We start from the raw sequence: 18,162 nt of genomic DNA on the forward strand, positions 1-18,162 counted from the left end.
TCCTGGGGGCGGGAGTGGCGGGGCTGGGCCTTTCCGCGGGCATGTACCTGCTGGGAGCGCCCCCCAAGCCAGGCAAGGGAGGAATGGTCCTGGGCACGGATGGGACGTCTGCCTTTGTCTCCGGGAGGTGGCCGTGAACGCGTCCATGCGCCGCACCGTGCTGATGGGCTTTCTGCTGGCCATGCTCGCGGGATGCACCGACTTCGAGCAGGAGAGGCGCGAGTTCTGCGCGCGCAGTCCGGCCATTTGTGATGCGCCGGCCTCCGATGCGGGGGACGGCGGCGACGGCGCTGATGCGGGCACTCCGGACGCGGGCCCGTTCCTCCCGCCCCTTTTCATCGAGAAGCCCCCGTCTTCGTCCTATGTGGAGGCGGGAGGCCTCCTGACCTTCCGGGCCTCCGTGCAGGATCCGCAGGGCAATGCACTGCGGTTCTCCTGGGCCGCGAGTGTCGGCACGCTGGGTTCCGCCCAGGAGACCGGCACCGCGAGCCAGCTCCCATGGACGGCACCCGCGTGCCTGGACCCTGGCGTGACAGCGTCCTTCACGGTCACGGCGACCAATGACCAGGACCTGTCGGTCACCGCCCGGTTCTCCGCTGTCGGGATTCCGGACTGCCCCACCTGGTCTCCCACCAGGAGCCTGACCACGGGCCGGAAAAACCACACGGCCACGCTGCTGCCCTCGGGCAAGGTGCTGGTGACGGGGGGCTTGGGCGACAATGGGTCCCTCGCCACGGCGGAGGTGTACGACCCGGGGACGGGCACCTGGGCCCTCACCGGCAGCCTGACCACGGGCCGCGCAGGCCACACGGCCACGCTGCTGCCCTCGGGCAAGGTGCTGGTGACGGGCGGTTTGGGTGGCAGTGGGTTCCTCGCCACAGCGGAGGTGTACGACCCGGGGACGGGCACCTGGGCCCCCACCGCCAGCCTGGCCACGGCCCGTGAATCGCACACGGCCACGCTTTTGCCCTCGGGCAAGGTGCTGGTGACGGGCGGCTTTGGCGCCAGTGAGTACCTCGCCACGGCGGAGGTGTACGACCCGGGGACGGGCACCTGGGCCCCCACCGGCAGCCTGACCACGGGCCGTTCCTCGCACACGGCCACGCTGCTGCCTTCGGGCAAGGTGCTGGTGGCGGGCAGCAATGGCGCCAGTGGGTCCCTCGCCACGGCGGAGGTGTACGACCCGGGGACGGGCACCTGGGCCGCCACCGACAGTCTGACTACGGGCCGTGGAAGGCACACGGCCATGCTGCTGCCCTCGGGCAAGGTGCTGGTGACGGGCGGCGCCAGTGGGTCCCTCTCCCTCGCCACGGTGGAGGTGTACGCCCCGGGGACGGGCACCTGGTCCCCCACCGGCAGCCTGGCCACGGCCCGTGAATCGCACACGGCCACGCTTTTGCCCTCGGGCAAGGTGCTGGTGACGGGGGGCTTGGGCGACAATGGGTCCCTCGCCACGGCGGAGGTGTACGACCCGGAGACGGGCACCTGGGCCACCACCGCCAGCCTGGCCACCGGCCGCAGATACCATACGGCCACGCTTTTGCCCTCGGGCAAGGTGCTGGTGGCGGGCGGCGATGGCGCCAGTGGGTCCCTCGCCACGGCGGAGGTGTACGACCCGGGGACAGGCACCTGGGCCCCCACCGCCAGCCTGACCACGGGCCGTTCCTCGCACACGGCCACGCTGCTGGCCTCGGGCCAGGTGCTGGTGGCGGGCGGTTCGGGTGGCAATGGGTACCTCGCCTCGGCATGGGTGTACGACCCGGGGACGGGCACCTGGGCCACAACCGGCAGACTGGCCACGAATCGCACAGCTCACACGGCCACGCTGCTGCCCTCGGGCAAGGTGTTGGTGACGGGCGGCTATGGCGCCAGTGGGTACCTCGCCACGGCGGAGGTGTACGACCCGGGGACGGGCACCTGGGCCCCCACCGCCAGTCTGGCCACGGCCCGTGCCTTGCCTACGGCCACGCTGCTGCCCTCGGGCAAGGTGCTGGTGACGGGCGGCTATGGCGACAATGGGGCTCTCGCCACTGCGGAGGTGTACGACCCGGGGACGGGCGCCTGGGCTCCTATCGCCAGCTTGGCCACGGTCCATGATGGGCACACGGCCACGCTGCTGCCCTCGGGCAAGGTGCTGGTGACGGGCGGCGATGGCGACTATGGGGCCCTCGCCACGGCGGAGGTGTACGACCCGGAGACGGGCACCTGGACCCCTACCGGCGGCCTGACCACGGGCCGTTCCTCGCACACGGCCACGCTGCTGCCCTCAGGCAAGGTGCTGGTGGCTGGCAGTTCTACCGTCAGTGGGGCCCTCGCCACGGCGGAGGTGTACGACCCGGAGACGGGCACCTGGGCCACCACCGCCAGCCTAGCCACGGCCCGCGGATACCATACGGCCACGCTGCTGCCCTCGGGCAAGGTGCTGGTGACGGGCGGCTCTGTCGGCGCCAGTGGGTCCCTCGCCACGGCGGAGGTGTACGACCCGGGGACGGGCACCTGGGCCCCCACCGCCAGCCTGGCCACGGGCCGCTCAGGCCACACGGCCACGCTGCTGCCCTCGGGCAAGGTGCTGGTGACGGGGGGCAATGGCGGCAATGGGCGCCTCGCCACGACGGAGCTCTACACGCCCTGAGCGACCTGTTCACTCCATCGGAAGAAGACGGGCCAGGCGCGCTCAACGCGCGCCTGGCTCGGAACCGACAGATCTCTTCGTGGCTGAGCGCGTGGCGCCGGCCGGAGACCCGGGTGGGCTCCACGGTGGCCTTGGCGGCGTTGATGTCCAGCTTGCCGCCGGTGATGACCTTGCCCTTGAGGTCCGTGTCCTGCTCCACGGTCTTGAGGACGAGGTCGCGCACCTGCACGGCCGAGCGGTCCGGGTTCTCCGCGAACATGCGCGCCACGCACCCGGCGCTGGCGTGGCGGAGCGTCAAGCCCCGCCGCGCGCGGAAGTCGCCGCTACAGCGCGGGCACCGGCCAGCCCCGGGGGGTAGACGAGGTAGGCGGTGCCTCCGGAGCGTGAGAGCCACAGCGGCTCCAGCTGCAAACGGTAGTAGGTGCGCCGCACGGCGGTGTCACTGGCGGCCGCCGGGTCGTTCACCACGGGGTTGCCCACCGCGTCGAAGCCCGCGAGCACGAGGAGGTGGCCCGCGGTGGAGGGGATGGGCGCGCCGGTCAGCTCCCCCTTGCCCCACGCGACGCTCAGGATGACGGGCACTCCTGCGGAGAGCCACGGCTCCAGCTGCGCGAAGCTCGTGAAGCGCGCCACGTGCGCCTGGAAGCCCCGGCCCGCCGCGTACGCGGTGTTGAAGGGCCAGTTGCCGTGACCGCCGTAATACCAGTCATGCACACCCGCGACGGCCGCGCGCACGTTCGCCTCGCAGCCCCGCGTGTCCGCCGTCCAGTACTGGAGCACCATCGCCGTGGACGTGGGGCTGCACCAGACCTGGCCGCCATCCGGGGAACCCCTCCTCTTCGACCGCCAATGGGGAGGCGCTGTGCTAGTCCAGAGGCACCGACAACAGCTCCCGCTGACACGTCACGTAGATCGTCCGGTCATGCACCAGCAGGCCGCCCAGGTCGGCGTGGCCGACGTCGTGCACGGCAAGGCACTCGGTGGAGTCGAGCGACCAGACGCGCACGGTGCCATCGGAGCTCCCGGTGCACAGCAGCCCGCGCGAGGGCTCCACCGCGATGGAGTCCACCCCGTCCGCATGGCCCTGCCATTGCCGCACGACGCGTCCGGTGCGGCTGTGGAACATGCGGGCCACGAAGTCCCAGGACCCGCAGAGGAGGTGCTCTCCGTCGGGGTGCCAGGCCAGCGCCCGGAGGGTGTTCGACGGGCGCTCGGCGCCGAGGGGCTCATGGCGCGCGGTGGCCATGGGCAGGTGGAAGAGGGCGCGGACGTTGAGCGTGAGGCTTTCGAGCAGGTGCACGGCGCCGTTGCTTCCGCCCACGGCGACGAGGCCCCGAGCGGGTGCATGCGCGAGCGCGTAGAGTGGTCCGGTCTCCAGCGTGCGCAGGTTCTCGCCCGTCCATGCGTCCCACAGCCGCGCGCTGCTGTCGGCGCTGATGGAGACGACGCGGTCCTCGCTGACGACCGCGGCGGCCTGGACCTCCTCTCCGTGGCCCTCGAAGGTCTGCACGCGTCGCCAGTCCTTGGAGTCCCAGATGGCCAGGCCGCGGATCTTGTACGCCTCGAGCACGCGGCCCAGCTCGGCTTCACCCGCCAGCCGGAACCAGGGCTCTCCATTCCGACAGATGGCGCCCGTCTTCAGGCCCCGCGTGCACTCACCGGTCGCCAGACTCCAGAGGAAGATGCGCCCGCGCCCGTTCGCGGCGATGTGACGCCCGTCGGGCCACAGCATCGGCGCCCCGAGCGGATCTCCGTCAGTTTCGCCCTCATCGAGCCACTGGGAATACCGGCGCCACATCGCTTCAGTCTAGATCGCCAGGGAGTTGGCTGCGCGTTTCTCGTAGCGCGTCGCCACGCGCCGGCGCTGCTTCAGGCGATTGAAGAGACACTCCATATCTGACGGCTCCCGGAGGGATATGCGTACCCTCCTGGAGCACCTGGGACTGCCCACGCCGCCTGGAAGACTGGCCCCAGCACGGGGGGCCACTCCAGAACGCGGGGTGTTGAGTCCGCGGCAGCAGTGGCCTGTCGCCTGCCGCCTCCTCATGGGAAGGCGGCTTGAGCAGGCCTGTGCCCGATGAGGGCTGCACGGCTTCTCCACCGGCTGGCGGCACCCGGCAGCGTCCTCCTCGGCACTTCTACACCCGCCCTCACCCTGAACAGGCCTTCTCATCGCCCGATGCTTTCTCCTTGGGCTTGAAGCCGAGGAAGACGGGAGCCGGGCGGTAGAAGCGCCTCGTCGGGACGTTCTAGAGCGTGTCGCTCGGGAGCGTGACGACGTTGGGGTGACGCGCTCTACCTGCCGGGCTTCTACTGGCGTCCTTGCGTCAGCTCGCGCTCCCCACCACGTCGTCCTTGGCCATGCTCTTGACGATGGCATCCGCGAGACCCGGGACCTCCTTCTGCACGTCCGAGGACTCGTAGGTCTTGGTGTTCGTGCTCCACAACAGTTGTCCGTTCTCGCCTCGGGCGTCGAAGAGGCTGACCTGCATCCGCGCCTCCTCCGTCACGGAGTAGTCCATTGAACCGTAGGCACCGAAGTAGCCGTCGTAGGACATGCCGGGATCGGCGTTGACGTCTTCATCGACCCCCGCGAAGCGAGCCACCAGGATGCCGTCGTACCCCTGTCCCTCGATGGCGCTCCGGATCGTGTCCTTGTCGGGCTTCGCTCCCGCAGGGAGGACGTCGGAACTCTTGACGGCCTGGACACCCTCCTCCGACAGCTTTGTCGACAGCTCCTGCTCAAGCTGCTGTCGGGTGGCTTCGCTCGGCACCATCGCCACGACGACGACCTTTTTGACAGGGGGGTGCTGGGCGAGCGCCGGGCTCTTCCAGGTCTTGCCTACGCTCGTCGAGGCGCAGCCCGCGGCGAGCAGCATCATTCCGACGAGCAGGGTGAATCCGAAGTGGGTACTGCGTCCTGTTCTCATGGCTTTGTCTCCCAAGGGCTGAGTGCCCTCCATGGAAGAGGCTGAGGACGTGGCCGCCCTGGGACAAGACCTCACGGTGGGAGGAAGCGGGCCCCCGTGTTCCGTGCCTGCCCACGGATATGCCCGCGTCACGCCCGCGGAGGGTGGGGGCCGTTCCCAGCTCGCCGTGGACCCCTTGCGCCAGGCGGTCAGGGACCCTCTCGCCCACGCGCTCCCGCATCCCCCGACAACCGCGGGAGATACGGAGTGGAGGCGGCGGGAATCGAAGCCGCAGACAAGGCGCTAGGCCCCCCCAAGCAGGACGCGCTGTGCCCCACCCGTCCTTGCGTGGAGGGCCCGGGGTGACCTGCGGTACACCGTCACCCGGCTCGCTGCAGGGGCCCCCGCGGAAGAGTGGACATGGATCGCATCGAGGCGATGAAGGTGTTTGTCGCGGCGCTCGACGAGGGCAGCCTGGCGGGCGCCGGCCGCCGGCTCTCGCGCTCGCCGGCTGCCGTGAGCCGTGCCATCGCGTTGCTGGAGCAACACATCGGCGCCGAGCTGCTGCACCGCACCACCCGCACGCTCAAGCTCAGCGAGGCAGGTGAGCGCTATGCGTCCGCGTGCCGCCGCATCCTGGCGGATCTCGAGGAGGCCGAGCTGAGCGCCGCGGGCGAGCGCGTCGCTCCGCGAGGGACGCTCACCCTCAGCGCGCCCCCCATCAGCGGCGAGGAGATCCTGCGGCCCATCCTCGACGCCTACCTGGAGGCCTACCCCGAGGTCTCGGTGAACCTCGTCCTGCTCGACCGGTACGCCAGCCTCGTCGAGGAAGGCATCGATGTCGCGCTGCGCGTGGCCGAGCTGCCCGACTCCTCCCTCGTCGCCGTCCGTGTCGGGGGCGACGTGAAGCGGGTCATCGTGGCATCGCCGCGCTACCTCGCCGGGCATCCGCCCATCCTCGAGCCGGCGGACCTGGGCAGGCACCGGATCATCACCACGACGCACTTCGGACACGATGCGTGGGTGTTTCCGCCAGCCGCCGGGAGCACCGTCTCCCGCTCCGTGCACTTCAAGCCGCGGCTCGTGGTCAACAGCGTGCGCGCCGCGCTCGCGTCCGCGGTGGACGGCCACGGCGTGACCCGGCTCTACACGTACCATGTGGCGGAGCGCGTCCAGGATGGCTCGCTGAAGGTCCTCCTGCGCAACGCCGAGCCGTCAGCCCTCCCCGTGCACCTCCTCACTCCGCAGGGTCGCATCTCGGTGCCCAAGGTCCGCGCCTTCATGGACTTCGCGGTGCCTCGCCTGCGCGCCGAGTTCTCGAGGCTCTCCGTGCAGGCCCAGGCCTTCCAGGGCTGACGGGGGCCTCCTCGGGTGCACAGGGGACAGGAGACCGCCGGGGCTTGGGCGGTCTCCGTGCGGATTCACGACGTGCCCGCGGCGCGCCGCTTGCGGAACTCAAGCGCCGGCAAGCCGCCCCAGCCCCAGTCCTCCAGCTCGACCTCCTGGATGACCACGTAGGTCGAGTCGAGGGGCTTGTTCAGCACGTCGAGCAGGAGCTGGCTGGTGCCTGCAATCAGGCGGGCCTTCTCCTCGGGCGTGACGGAGTCCCGGCCGGGGCCGGAGCCCTCACGGGTGATCTGGATGGTGACGATGGGCATGGCAGGCTCCCTTAGCGACCGGCGTTCTGGCCGCCGTCGACGTAGAGGATCTCGCCCGTCACGTAGCTGGCACCCTCGAGGTAGAGCACCGCATCCGTGACGTCGCTGACCTCGCCCATGCGCTTCGCGGGGTTCAAGGTGGCGAGGAACGCGTGGGACTCCGGCGCGTGGATGGGGGTCTTGATGAAGCCCGGGGCGACGGCGTTGACGCGGATGCCCCTCCCGGCGAACTCGACCGAGAGCTCGCGGGTCACGGAGCTGATGCCGCCCTTGGTGAGGTTCGCGAGCCCCGTCGGGACGCCCGCGATGGCCTGGTTCACGAAGGGCGTGGTGATGCTGACGATGTGGCCGGAGCCCTGCTTCACCATCTGCACGAGGGCGCGCTGCGTGAGGTGGAAGAAGCCACCAAGGTTGGTCTTGATCATCGCGGTGAAGTCGTCGGCCGTGTAGTCCGTGAACGGCCTGGCGATGAAGATGCCGGCGTTGTTGACCAGCGTGTCGATGCGCCCGAAGCGAGCAAGGGCCTCGTTGACCACGCGCTCGGCGGTAGAGGCATCGCCGATGTCGCCCGCGATGGAGAGCACTTCCGGGTCGCTGCCCTGCTTGATGGAGCGGGAGGTCGCGACGACGCGGTAGCCGCTGCCCCGGTAGGCCTCGACGAGCCCGGCTCCGATGCCCTGCGACGCGCCCGTGATGATGGCGACCTTCTGGTGGGAGTTCATGATCTTTCCTCGTTGCTACGGCGAGCCGAAGTGCCGCCGTCCGCCCGGGTCTGGGCGACGAGGAGAGATTTAGGAGGCGGCGTCCGCAGACTGAATACCCACGGCCCGGCAGGGACTCTTCCGCCGCGCGGAAGAATCCCGGTGCGCGAGGCTCTGGGGTCAGCCCAATGGGAAAGGAAGAGCCATTCAGTCGTATGGCGATAGACGCTCCTATCGACACACTTCCCATCTTGTTGCGACGCGCGGAAGGACGCCCACTGCATCGCGCGCTTCGCACCGCATCCCGGGTTTCGCGTCTCCCGCCCGCTGAATCCAGTGACGTGGTCTCTTTCCTGGGGCTCTCCCTCTACATCGCGGTGCGTCCAGGCGATGGGCGGAAGCAGGCACACCCATTGCTGTGTTCGTCTCCCAGGAGGCGTTCATGAACCCGCTTCGCGTCAGCGTCGTCGCAGGGGTCGTCGGACTCGTGTCCACCGGATGCACCACCACGCTGTACAAGTCGAACCAGGTCAGTGCCCCGCTCCTGCGTGAGCAGGGTGAGTTCAAGGGCAGCATCACCCCCAGCGACGTGCAGCTGGCGTGGTCGCCACGCCAGGGCGTGGGGCTGCTGGCGAATGGCTATTACGAATCCTACGAAGAGGGGCGGCGAGACGCGAACGGGTTGCTCGCGGAGGTGGGAGGAGGCCTCTACGGGCGCTTCCTGGAGAACGCGGTGTGGGAGGCCTATGGAGGCGTGGGCTACGGGCGCTCCACGGCCAGCGACCAGCTCGACGCGGGGGGCGGTGCCTTCCGGGACGTCGGCTTCACGGCGCGGGGCGTGCGGGCGTTCGTGCAGCCGAACCTGGGCTACGTCACGCCCTACTTCGAGGTGGCGGGAAGCCTTCGCATGTCCGCCGTGAAGTACCTCTCGCTGGACGTGGAGGGCTACACGGAATCAGAGCGTGCGCGGGAGTTCCTTGGGGAGGATCAGGTGACGGACCCCGTGTGGCTCTTCGCGGAGCCCGCGCTGACGGCGAAGGTGGGCTACAAGTGGGTGAAGGCCTTCGTGCAGCACACGTGGACGCTCAAGCTGGGCGGCGACGCGCTTCCCCATGAGGAGGACACCACCGTGGTCGGGCTCAGCGTGGACGTGGCGAGCTGGTACCACGACTTCCGGTGGAGCCCCCGGGCTTCCTCCGCCAGCGACTGACGGGCTGGGAGCAGGCGTGGACGAAGCTGGGCAACAGCGCCTGCCGGCTGGATGGCGTGGGTCCGGAAGGGCGGCCAGGGTCTGCGTGAGGCCCTGACCCGATGGTTCGGGCCGCCTGCCGCGGCGTAGCGCACCGGCCGTCCCGGGTCCGGGTGACGGAATGCAGCGCCTCCTAGGTGCTTCGGATCAGGTAGTGGGTTGCCGGGGTGACCCCTGCCGAGGCCAGCGCCGCGGCCGTGGGGGGCCAGGTACCCGTCACCTGATGCGGGAGCAGCCGTTTGTCAGCGCCGTCGCGCACGTCGAGGGTCGTGTTGAAACCGTCCGTCCACCAGTTCGATGAGGGCTGGATGCGGAACGTCACGAACCCATTCAACTGCGGGAACGCCGTGTGACGGAACTCACCGCCGCGCACGTACAGCCGCCCACCGGCACGAGCAGCGCCCGTGTTGGTCAACTGGATGTGACAGGGAACCTGCCCCGCGATGAGGTTGTTGTCCACGGACGCGATGCAGTCGATGATCTCGATCAGCGCGTTGGATGACTCGAACCCGATGCACGATGCGTTCGTGTACCCGCCCAGGGAGTTGCCACCGTTGATCGGGGGCTGCCGGTTCTGGTTGTTGGTGATCTGATCGATCTTCAACCGCTCGATCCGGTAGTGGTTCGACAGGGCCGTGGGGGACGCGACCGATTCGTCGTTCGCGGCGTACCGGGACACGTTGGAGTGGTGCATCCAGCAGTCGATGACGTGCTGGGTGACCCCACCGTTCGCCATGAACGGCCCGCACTTGCGGGGGCGTGTCGCGTCGTAGCGGGGACTCATGCGCCCGTCGAACTCCGTGTGCTCGTAGGTGACGTGGTTCCGCTGGCTGGTGATGTTGCTCAGCTCGAACGGGGGCTGACTGGTCATCGCCTTGCCCGCCCCCCGGAACCGGCAGTGCGTCACCCTGGAGTCAGGGTGACGACGACTCGAATCCGAGTAGATCACCACGCCCAGATGCGGCGCCGACTGCGGAACGTACACGCCGCCCGTGATGTCGCTGCTGATCGACGTGAGGAGCGGCTGTGGCGCGGCCTCGAAGCCGACGCCCCCCAGATAGATCGGCGCCGGTGCGTTCGAGTACTGGGTGTCGAGCCTGCACATGCCCATCAGCAACTGATTGAAGGACGCTTGGGTCATGGTGGACATGTGCGACAACTGCGCCTGACTCACCGACCCTGCCGCCATCTCGATGATGGACTTGTCTGGCCCGGCCCCGACGAACCCCGCGAGTTTCGGGAAGAAGAACCCGAACGCATACGTGGGGATTCCGCTGGAGCCGATCGCGCGGAACTGGGTGAGCGTGAACACGCCCGCCGGTAGCCGCACGATGACGCGTCCGGGGGCCGCGTTCACCGTGGCTTGCAGCTTCGTGTAGAAGTCACCCGCCACGGTGCTCAGCGGCACCACCGGCACGCCTGCGGGGAGCTTGGACTCCCACGCGCTCGCGGATGTGTAAGCCCACGGTGGGGCGGCCTCGGACCAATCCCAACCGGCTTGCATCACCTCGGGCGCCTGCGACGTGTCGTCAGTGAGAACAGGAGGTGCCATGGGTTCTCCTTTCATCGGGTTGTCAGGCGTTGATACTCGAACCCTCTGACATCTCTCCCGAGGCCGAAGATGAGCCGGCCGCTACTGCGGAACGGACCAGGTCAGGAGCAGGGACAGGCCGTTCTGATTGACTGGGTTGTAGCTGCCCATCGGCGCAATCCAGCCGCACTGCCCCGTGGCGCGCAGGTCGACCACCTGGTTGTTGTTGCTGAAGAGGATGGACGAGGGCTCGAAGTTGTAGCCGCCCCGGCCCAGCTGGTTCACGGGCACCGCGAAGGGGGTCCCGCGCAGGTCGATGTTGCCCAGCCCCACGGCGCTGCAGGTCATCGCCGCCGCGTAGGGCATGGACGTCACCGGGGACGTGTTGCCGTGCAGGATGGACCCGGAGGACCACGAGTAGGTCTGATCCGCCGTGTCTACCCGCAGCGTGAGCGGGTCGATGCGCAGCCGCGTGAAGATCGTCCGCACGTTCGTGCCCGGTGAGCCGCCACCCGCCGTGTATTGCGAGTAATTGACGTTGTCGCCCGTCCGGGAAAGCGTGAGGTATTCGGCCGGCGTGCCGGCCATGTCACGGCACCACGCGCCCCACGGTCTGGCGGGATCCTTGTTGACGAACAGCGTGAAGGCGCCGTCCGTGGCCTCCGGGTGCGCCGTCTTGATGTCCTGGCAGCTCGAGGGCCGGTCGCCCTGGCGGTACTGGAGCTGGAGCAGGCCGCCTCCCTGGTTGTAGGGGTTCACGATGCCCGCGAGGCCCACGAAGCCGCAGGAGCCGCCGCCCGACAGGCTGACGACCTGCTCTCCCTCGCTGGAGACGGCGCCCGTGCCCGCCATGCTGCCGCCCCAGGGCACGAGCTGGCCCGTGGGCACCGCGAACGGTGTGCCCCGCAGGTCGATGTTGCCCTGGGACAGCGTCCGGTTGCAGGACATGGCCACGCCATAAGACATGGACGTCACCAGGACTTGCGAGTTGCTGTGCCGGAGCGACCCCGTGGAGGTCGCGAAGGTCTGATCCGCCGTGTTCACCTTCAACGTGGCGGGGTTGATGCGCAGCCGGGTGAAGGCGGTCCGCACCGTCGTCCCCGGCGACGCGCCCCCCGCGAGGTATTGCGAGGAATTGGCGCCCGCCTGCGTCCGCGTCAGCGTGAGGTATTCGGCCGGGGTGCCGGCCATGCCATGGCAATACACGGTCCAGGGCGCGGAGGCCTCGCCAGAGACATACAGCGTGTAATCACCGTCCGGGGCGTCCGGCCAGGCCGTCTTGATGTCCAGACAGCTCGCGGGCAGTGCATCGAGCGCCTGCGCACGCGCCGACGTTTCGGACGGCATCGGCGCGTCGCCAGCGCCACAGCCGGTGGCGAACGCCGCCACGCTCAGGGCCAGCGCACGCCAACCCTGGCGGAGCGGGAAGAAAGGGACGACCGGGGACACGACGGTGGGCTTCACGGGCTTCATGGGGTGTGGGCTCCTGGGGTTGCGGAGCCGTCCCATTGCGAGGCGGGTGCCACGACCCCCGAAGCCCCCCGCGCGGCCGGATTCCGGTGGGTTGCGAGGGGGCACGGGCCTTACGGCGCCGGGGGCTCACGGCGAACGTGCCAATCCTGGCACGCGCGCTCACGCTCCCCTGGAGACATCCATGTCAGGCCCCTTCGCCGGATGCTGGGGCCTGCGTGGTGGAGCCAGGGGCAAAGCCGCTGGCGGACGAAGCGCTCGAAGCTGCGGCCATGGATGGCAGCTACAGCGCGGGCACCGGCCAGTCCAGGGGGTAGACGAGGTAGGCGGTGCCTCCGGAGCGCGAGAGCCACAGCGGCTCCAGCTCCGAACGGAAGTAGGTGCGCCGCACGGCGGTGTCACTGGCGGCCGCCGGGTCGTTCACCACGGGGTTGCCCACCGCGTCGAAGCCCGCGAGCACGATGAGGTGGCCCGCGGTGGAGGGGATGGGCGCGCCGGTCAGCTCACCCTTGCCCCACGCGACGCTGAGGATGACGGGCACTCCCGCGGAGAGCCACGGCTCCAGCTGCGCGAAGCTCGTGAAGCGCGCCACGTGCGCCTGGAAGCCCTGGCCCGCCGCGTACGCGGTGTTGAAGGGCCAGTTGCCGTGACCGCCGTAATACCAGTCATGCACACCCGCGACGGCCGCGCGCACGTTCGCCTCGCAGCCCCGCGTGTCCGCCGTCCAGTACTGGAGCACCATCGCCGTGGACGTGGGGCTGCACCAGACCTCGCCGCCGTCCGGGTAGACCATCTGCGAGCACCGCGGCACCGCGAGCACCTGGTTCCAGCGGGCCGGGTTGCCCGCGGGCACGGTGGGCCGCGTCTCCGGCGAGGTGGAGGTGGTGAGCGCGCTGGCGTGCAGCACGGGCGTGGCCACGCCGTTCACGCTGAACAGCCGCGTCTTCACCTGCCACGCGGTCGCGGCGCTCTTCTTCGCGGTGACGATGAGCGTGTCGATGGAAACCCTCGCCACGGTGTCCGCCTGCGAGTCCGCCGAGTGGCGCTGCACCGTGGAGGAGTCCGAAGCCCAGACACCCAGGCTGAACCACTTCGTCCAGGCGCCGCCCACCTGCACGCGCACGAGCGTCTCCACCCAGGTGCCCGTGGGCGTGGTGGCCTCCCAGGAAGCGATGGCTTCACGGAAGCCGAACGCGCTGGAGACGATGGGGCTCGTGGCCTCGCCCTGGAAGAAGGAGCCGCCGTTGTAATAGGTGCCGCCGTAGTAGCCGCCCGGCCCGTAGGGGTCGGTGCCGGACCAGGACTGGCCCGGAAGAAGCTGGAGCGAGCCATCCGCCGCGCGGCCCACGCCGCTGAGCTGCCAGGTGAGGAAGTCACCCCGGCTCGCCGCCCAGCGGGTGGAGGCGCTCTGGCCCGCCGTGGCCACTGCGGGGGCGAGCGCGAGGGTGATGATCAGCGCGAGTACGGCCGTCCTGGACTGCGTCATGGAGGCTCCGGGGATGCGAGGGCGGACCACGACAGCAGCTCCCGCGGAGGATGCCCCCTGCGGACCTGGGCGAATGGATGGCATTGAACATCTGCACTTGCTTGCCCTCCCAGCAAGAGCTGCCACGGCCCAATGTCTGGCTCACCTGTTGCTCATGCCCTCCCCTCGTGGTCCCAGAGGGAGAGTCAGCGTGAGACGGATGACAGTCGCAGGGATGTTATGGGGAATGGGTGTGGCGCTCGCGACCCTGAGCGGGTGCGGAGCGCCACTGACAGTGGAGGAAGATTCACCCAAACCCGAGGCGGAGACCGTCAGCACGGAGCGCGCGGCGCTCACGACGCGCACGGTCGTCCTGATGCCCACGGAGGACGCGCATGTGGAGGCCGCGTCCCCGAACACGAGCTTCGGCGCCTCCTCCTCCTTGAAGGTCTCGCGAACCCCCGAGGCGCTGACGTACCTGCGCTTCTCCGGGGCCGAGCTCCCCGTTGCCGGGACGGTGACGTCCGCGAGGCTGCGCCTGTTCGCGATGAACAACGCGGCACAGGGCGTCGTCGTGCACGACTCGCCGGGCGTGCACATCTGGGACGAAAGCGTGACGTGGAACACCCGGCCGAGCTGGAGCGACGCCTGGCTCACCTCAAGCGAGGGGCCCGTGAGGAGCGGGACCTGGGTGGAGCTCGACGTGTCGGGCATGTACATCCCCAGCCGCTACTACAGCGTCGACTTCCGCCTCTCGGCGAAGGGCACGGACAGCCTCACGTTCGGGTCGAGCGAGTCCTTCGAGTACAAGCCGCAGCTCGTCCTCACCGTGGAGTCCGCCGCGGACAACCCGCCGCCGCCGCCCGCGCCGCTCACGCTCTCCGGCACGCCGGTCTCCTTCACCGCGAGCGGCGACACGTTCGTCGACGCGGAGAGCCCGGGCACGGCCCAGGGCGGCGCCACGACGTTCAAGGTGGACAGCGCCCCCATGCAGGAGGCCTACCTGCGCTTCCCGGTGCAGGGATTGACGGAGGCCGTGCAGCGCGCGGTGCTGCGCCTGTACGTGAGCTCCGGGTCGGATGACGGCCCGGCCGTGTACGCGCTGACGGGGCTGCCGTGGAGCGAGGCCAGCGTCACGTGGAGCTCGCGGCCGGCCCGCACGGGCAGCCCGGTGGAGGACGCGCAGGGGCTCGCGACAGGGAGCTGGGTGGACTACGACGTGACGGACCTGGTGCGTGGCAACGGGGACGTGACGTTCGGGCTGTACCCGACCTCCAGCGACGGCGTGACGTTCTTCTCGCGGGAGAGCGCGGATGCGTCGCTGCGTCCCCGGCTGCTCGTCTGGACGGGCGCGGCGAAGACGGCCCCGGCGGACGCGTGTCTGACCCGCACGGAGTACGTCGAGGCCCCCGTCAATGCGCTGCATGACACCTACGCCGCGGCGGATGCGCCGGACTCGAAGTTCCAGCACCACGCCTCGCTGCGGGTGGACGCGGATCCCCGCGCGGAGGCCTTCCTCCGCTTTGATGTCCAGCTGCGGCCGGAGCGCATCCAGCGGGTGGCGCTGCGCCTGTATGCCATTGACGGCACGGGCAACGGGCCCCGGCTCTACCGGGCGTCGGCGTTCGACGGGGCGACGACGGACTGGAACCACCGCCCGGCGCCACTGGGCGAGCCGCTGGTGGACCTGGGGGCCGTCGCGCGGGATGCGTGGGTGGAGCTGGACGTGACGAACACCGTGACGGCCTCCGGGACGTACGCGTTCGCGCTGCTGCCGGACAGCACCAATAGCGTGGGCTTCGTCTCCACGGACGCGGAAGCGCGCCACATCATCGGGGGCGCGCCCCGGCTGGTCGTCACGTATGAGAGCAACCCGTTCTGCTCGTACCGGGGCACGAAGCCGTCGGGGACCACGGCCTGGGTGCGTCAGGACGGAGGCGCGCGAGCGGAGGCCCCCCGTCATGTGGCTCCCGCGCCGGATGGCGGGTTCGCGGTCGTCACCCGGCTCTTCGGCACGGGGACCCCGCCCGTCCCGTTGGGTCACACCGTCACCCTGCACCGGGCGGATGGCGCCGTCGCGTGGACGCGCTCCTTCCCGCAGGCAGGGGTGCGGTTGGAGAAGGTGGTGGTGACCACGGTGGGCAACGTGCTGGTCGCCGGCAGCTACGACGGGGCACCGGACCTGGGCAAGGGGCCGCTGCCCCAGGGCTCCGGCATGGTGGTGATGAAGCTCACGCCGGACGGCACGGTGGACTGGACGCGCGGCTTCCGGGCCTGGTTCGGTGACCCGAGCGACCCGGAGCATTACTACGACAACCCGATGGACGTGCTCGACCTGGCCACGGATGAGCACGGCAGCGCGGTGCTCGTCGGCACGTTCTGGGGCTACACGGACTTCGGCAACGGGCCGGTGTACTCGGGCAAGGCGTATCCGTACGACGACGAGTACCCGAACTCCTATGTGCTGAAGCTCCAGTGGGACGGCGCGCCCCTCTGGTCGCGTGTGCTGGCCGGGACGTCCCTGGTGGGCACGCGGGCGAACAGCGTCGCCGTGGACGCCAGCGAGGGCGTCATCGTGGGCGGCCAGGCGGGCAGCAACACCGACTTCGGTGGCGGCACCGTCGCGGAGCGCGGAGGCTTCGTCGCCCGGTATGGCGTGGGGGGCGACTTCGGCTGGGCGCGGGTGATGAGCGCGCGCTTCAGCGAGGTGACCTCCGTGGGCGTGCTGCCCGACCAGCGCATCGCCTTCACCGGGAACTTCAACGGATACCTGTCGTTCGCCGGCCAGCAGTACGTCAGCCGCGAGCCGGAGGAATACGAAGGTGCCCGGGATGCGCTCGTGGGCGTGCTCACCGCGGCGGGTGGGGATGTGGCCCTCCGGCAGTTCGCGCACTCCGGGTTCACGGACATGGTGGTGGACGGGGCCGGGAGCATCGTGACGACCCAGGACGGCGCGGGGAACCTCGTCGGGCTGGGCGACGTCGGTTGGCGGCAGGATGAACTGCCCCGGCCCACGCTGGCGGCCTTCGGTCCCGGGCTGGAGTCCCGGTGGGTCCGCGTGCTGGGGCTCACGTCCGTGTATGAGCTCCACCTCGCGTCCTCCCCGGACGGCGTCGTGGTGGCGGGCAACCTGAAGGAGGCGCTCGAGATGGACGGCACCTGGTACACGCCGCAGTCCCGGCGCTCCGACGTGCTGCTGTTCAAGCTCCGCGAGTAGGCCACCGTGCCTCGGGGCTCCCGCATCCGAGCGGGGGCCCCGGGGCGCAAGTCGATGTTGGCGGCGTCATCCACACCCCGGACTTGAATCACCAGTCCACGATCATCGGCACCTTGCTCTCCCAGGAGTTCATGAGCGCAGCGCGGAGACTTTCGGCTGCGGCCTTCGCGTTGGCCGGCCAGCGCACCCGATCCAGTGCATCCATGGCCCGGAAGGTCGATCCGGTGAGCCGCTGAAGCGGGGTCACCATCTTGAAGGGCGCGTCGAAGTCGCAGGGTAGGAAGAGCGTAGCGGCGACGTGAGCTCGGTGGCCATCGCCCCGCTTGCGTATCCCAAGGAACGACTTGACGGGCTTGCGTGCCTCTTCCACGAGCGCCTCGTACGAAGCGGGGTCCACACGGTGGAATTGAGGATCGGCATCAGAGTTCTCGTCCCACAGTTGGTTTGGAACACCGCTCGGTAGCTGCTGGAGATCCTCCGCCAACATGGCGATGACGCTGGCGCGGCGAGCAGGCGCCGCTAGGCCGCCGAATGGCAGGCCTTCCGGTAGCTGCCTTTCACCTTCCGGTCCGATGACGCAGTACGGGACACCGCTCTCCCACGCTGAGCGCATCACCGGCGTAATGAAATCGCCGACGATGTAGCGGCTGATGGGCATGATCATGAAGTCGATTGCCATGAAGGCTTTGGATGCTACTGCGAGTGGTGCTGCGCCTGCTGGAGGAAGAAGGGTGCTGCCGGCGCAAGGGCCCGAGGACGCGCTGGATGCGTACCCAGCGCATTCCCTGCAGCAGCGGCTGCGCTGGACGGAGGTGAATATGCGGCGTCCTCCCCGAAAGCAGCCCCGGTGTGCCTTGCTGGAAAGATTCTCCCTGCACGCCAATATGCACCTGCATGCGAACGACAGGCAGGGGCTGGAGCGGCGATGCCGCTAAGGGGCACGCGATGCGCTGGCGCTGGCGCGTTTGTCACGAGCGGAGGACGGCCGCATCGCCTATCGAATGAAGCGCCCGCTGCCGGACTGCACCACGCACCTGCTCTTCACCGGGCTGGAACAAGTAGGAGAGGAGAAGGCGGGAGCGGGGAAGGAGACAAGGGCCAGAATGGAGCGGATGAAGCAGAGGACGCCGCGAGTGGACTTTTGCCGAGTGGCTGAGGAGGACGTTCGACTTCGACGTGTTCGCCTGCGTGAGGTGTGGAGGTAGGCTTGAGGGTGTTGGCGTACGTGAAGAGAGCACGAGGGGGGCGCGCGATTCTGAAGCACCTGGGCCTGCCCACTGCAGGTGCGAGGCTGGCTGCGGCGTGAGGGCCACCCCAGGCAGCATGGTGT

The 18,162-nt window shown here is 69.5% G+C and carries 12 protein-coding genes and 1 pseudogene; 4 read left to right on the plus strand and 9 right to left on the minus strand.

The genetic code is table 11. The annotated features are described in order from the left end of the window. Positions 1 to 133 precede the first annotated feature (133 nt). A complete protein-coding gene (locus D7W81_RS19510) occupies positions 134 to 2,632 on the plus strand; it encodes a kelch repeat-containing protein (RefSeq protein ID WP_244227300.1) in 2,499 nt (832 codons plus the stop codon). Positions 2,633 to 2,926: 294 nt separating this feature from the next. Here D7W81_RS19510 and D7W81_RS19520 read toward each other — a convergent pair. From D7W81_RS19520 to D7W81_RS19530, 3 genes and pseudogenes are all read right to left on the minus strand, one after another. Next, a pseudogene (locus tag D7W81_RS19520) lies at positions 2,927 to 3,430 on the minus strand (C39 family peptidase); the annotation flags it as partial. A gap of 67 nt (positions 3,431 to 3,497) precedes the next feature. Next, a complete protein-coding gene (locus D7W81_RS19525) occupies positions 3,498 to 4,364 on the minus strand; it encodes a WD40 repeat domain-containing protein (protein WP_120556899.1) in 867 nt (288 codons plus the stop codon). 595 nt (positions 4,365 to 4,959) lie between these two features. Beyond that, positions 4,960 to 5,562 carry a hypothetical protein gene (locus D7W81_RS19530; protein ID WP_147445549.1) on the minus strand — a complete coding sequence of 201 codons (603 nt, stop codon included), beginning with the start codon at positions 5,560 to 5,562 and terminating at the stop codon, positions 4,960 to 4,962. A gap of 399 nt (positions 5,563 to 5,961) precedes the next feature. Between D7W81_RS19530 and D7W81_RS19535 the strand changes: the two genes are divergently transcribed. Beyond that, positions 5,962 to 6,897 (plus strand): LysR family transcriptional regulator, encoded by a 936-nt coding sequence (locus tag D7W81_RS19535; protein ID WP_120556901.1) that lies wholly within the window; start codon positions 5,962 to 5,964, stop codon positions 6,895 to 6,897. Positions 6,898 to 6,962: 65 nt separating this feature from the next. Here the strand turns inward: D7W81_RS19535 and D7W81_RS19540 are convergent, their stop codons facing one another. Together D7W81_RS19540 and D7W81_RS19545 are read right to left on the minus strand one after the other, a co-directional pair. After that, positions 6,963 to 7,199 (minus strand): tautomerase family protein, encoded by a 237-nt coding sequence (locus D7W81_RS19540; RefSeq protein ID WP_120556902.1) that lies wholly within the window; start codon positions 7,197 to 7,199, stop codon positions 6,963 to 6,965. An 11-nt stretch (positions 7,200 to 7,210) separates the two neighbouring features. Further along, a complete protein-coding gene (locus D7W81_RS19545) occupies positions 7,211 to 7,921 on the minus strand; it encodes an SDR family NAD(P)-dependent oxidoreductase (protein WP_120556903.1) in 711 nt (236 codons plus the stop codon). Between the two features lie 421 nt (positions 7,922 to 8,342). Between D7W81_RS19545 and D7W81_RS19550 the strand changes: the two genes are divergently transcribed. Beyond that, entirely contained in the window at positions 8,343 to 9,110 is a 768-nt protein-coding gene (locus D7W81_RS19550; protein ID WP_147445550.1) for a hypothetical protein, read from the plus strand. Between the two features lie 172 nt (positions 9,111 to 9,282). Here the strand turns inward: D7W81_RS19550 and D7W81_RS19555 are convergent, their stop codons facing one another. The 3 genes from D7W81_RS19555 to D7W81_RS19565 form a co-directional block, all read right to left on the minus strand. Further along, positions 9,283 to 10,701 carry a hypothetical protein gene (locus D7W81_RS19555; RefSeq protein WP_147445551.1) on the minus strand — a complete coding sequence of 473 codons (1,419 nt, stop codon included), beginning with the start codon at positions 10,699 to 10,701 and terminating at the stop codon, positions 9,283 to 9,285. A gap of 81 nt (positions 10,702 to 10,782) precedes the next feature. After that, positions 10,783 to 12,153 carry a GON domain-containing protein gene (locus D7W81_RS19560; RefSeq protein ID WP_120556906.1) on the minus strand — a complete coding sequence of 457 codons (1,371 nt, stop codon included), beginning with the start codon at positions 12,151 to 12,153 and terminating at the stop codon, positions 10,783 to 10,785. 280 nt (positions 12,154 to 12,433) lie between these two features. Next, positions 12,434 to 13,636 (minus strand): C39 family peptidase, encoded by a 1,203-nt coding sequence (locus D7W81_RS19565; RefSeq protein WP_158621634.1) that lies wholly within the window; start codon positions 13,634 to 13,636, stop codon positions 12,434 to 12,436. 274 nt (positions 13,637 to 13,910) lie between these two features. Here D7W81_RS19565 and D7W81_RS19570 point away from each other — a divergent pair, with 274 nt between their 5' ends. Beyond that, positions 13,911 to 16,832 (plus strand): CBM96 family carbohydrate-binding protein, encoded by a 2,922-nt coding sequence (locus D7W81_RS19570; RefSeq protein ID WP_244227301.1) that lies wholly within the window; start codon positions 13,911 to 13,913, stop codon positions 16,830 to 16,832. 88 nt (positions 16,833 to 16,920) lie between these two features. Here D7W81_RS19570 and D7W81_RS19575 read toward each other — a convergent pair whose 3' ends face one another. Then, positions 16,921 to 17,511, minus strand: a complete 591-nt coding sequence (locus tag D7W81_RS19575) for a hypothetical protein (protein WP_120556909.1) — start codon at positions 17,509 to 17,511, stop codon at positions 16,921 to 16,923. Positions 17,512 to 18,162: the final 651 nt, after the last annotated feature.

This window comes from Corallococcus aberystwythensis (assembly GCF_003612165.1).
GTDB lineage: Bacteria > Myxococcota > Myxococcia > Myxococcales > Myxococcaceae > Corallococcus > Corallococcus aberystwythensis.

Bases quoted from the DNA above. Each gene is read 5' to 3' on its own strand.
- D7W81_RS19525 (WP_120556899.1), bottom strand. From the start codon at position 4,364: ATGCTGTGGCCCGACGGGCGTCACATCGCCGCGAACGGGCGCGGGCGC.
- D7W81_RS19530 (WP_147445549.1), bottom strand. From the start codon at position 5,562: ATGAGAACAGGACGCAGTACCCACTTCGGATTCACCCTGCTCGTCGGA.
- D7W81_RS19535 (WP_120556901.1), top strand. From the start codon at position 5,962: ATGGATCGCATCGAGGCGATGAAGGTGTTTGTCGCGGCGCTCGACGAG.
- D7W81_RS19540 (WP_120556902.1), bottom strand. From the start codon at position 7,199: ATGCCCATCGTCACCATCCAGATCACCCGTGAGGGCTCCGGCCCCGGC.
- D7W81_RS19545 (WP_120556903.1), bottom strand. From the start codon at position 7,921: ATGAACTCCCACCAGAAGGTCGCCATCATCACGGGCGCGTCGCAGGGC.
- D7W81_RS19550 (WP_147445550.1), top strand. From the start codon at position 8,343: ATGAACCCGCTTCGCGTCAGCGTCGTCGCAGGGGTCGTCGGACTCGTG.
- D7W81_RS19555 (WP_147445551.1), bottom strand. From the start codon at position 10,701: ATGGCACCTCCTGTTCTCACTGACGACACGTCGCAGGCGCCCGAGGTG.
- D7W81_RS19560 (WP_120556906.1), bottom strand. From the start codon at position 12,153: ATGAAGCCCGTGAAGCCCACCGTCGTGTCCCCGGTCGTCCCTTTCTTC.
- D7W81_RS19565 (WP_158621634.1), bottom strand. From the start codon at position 13,636: ATGACGCAGTCCAGGACGGCCGTACTCGCGCTGATCATCACCCTCGCG.
- D7W81_RS19575 (WP_120556909.1), bottom strand. From the start codon at position 17,511: ATGGCAATCGACTTCATGATCATGCCCATCAGCCGCTACATCGTCGGC.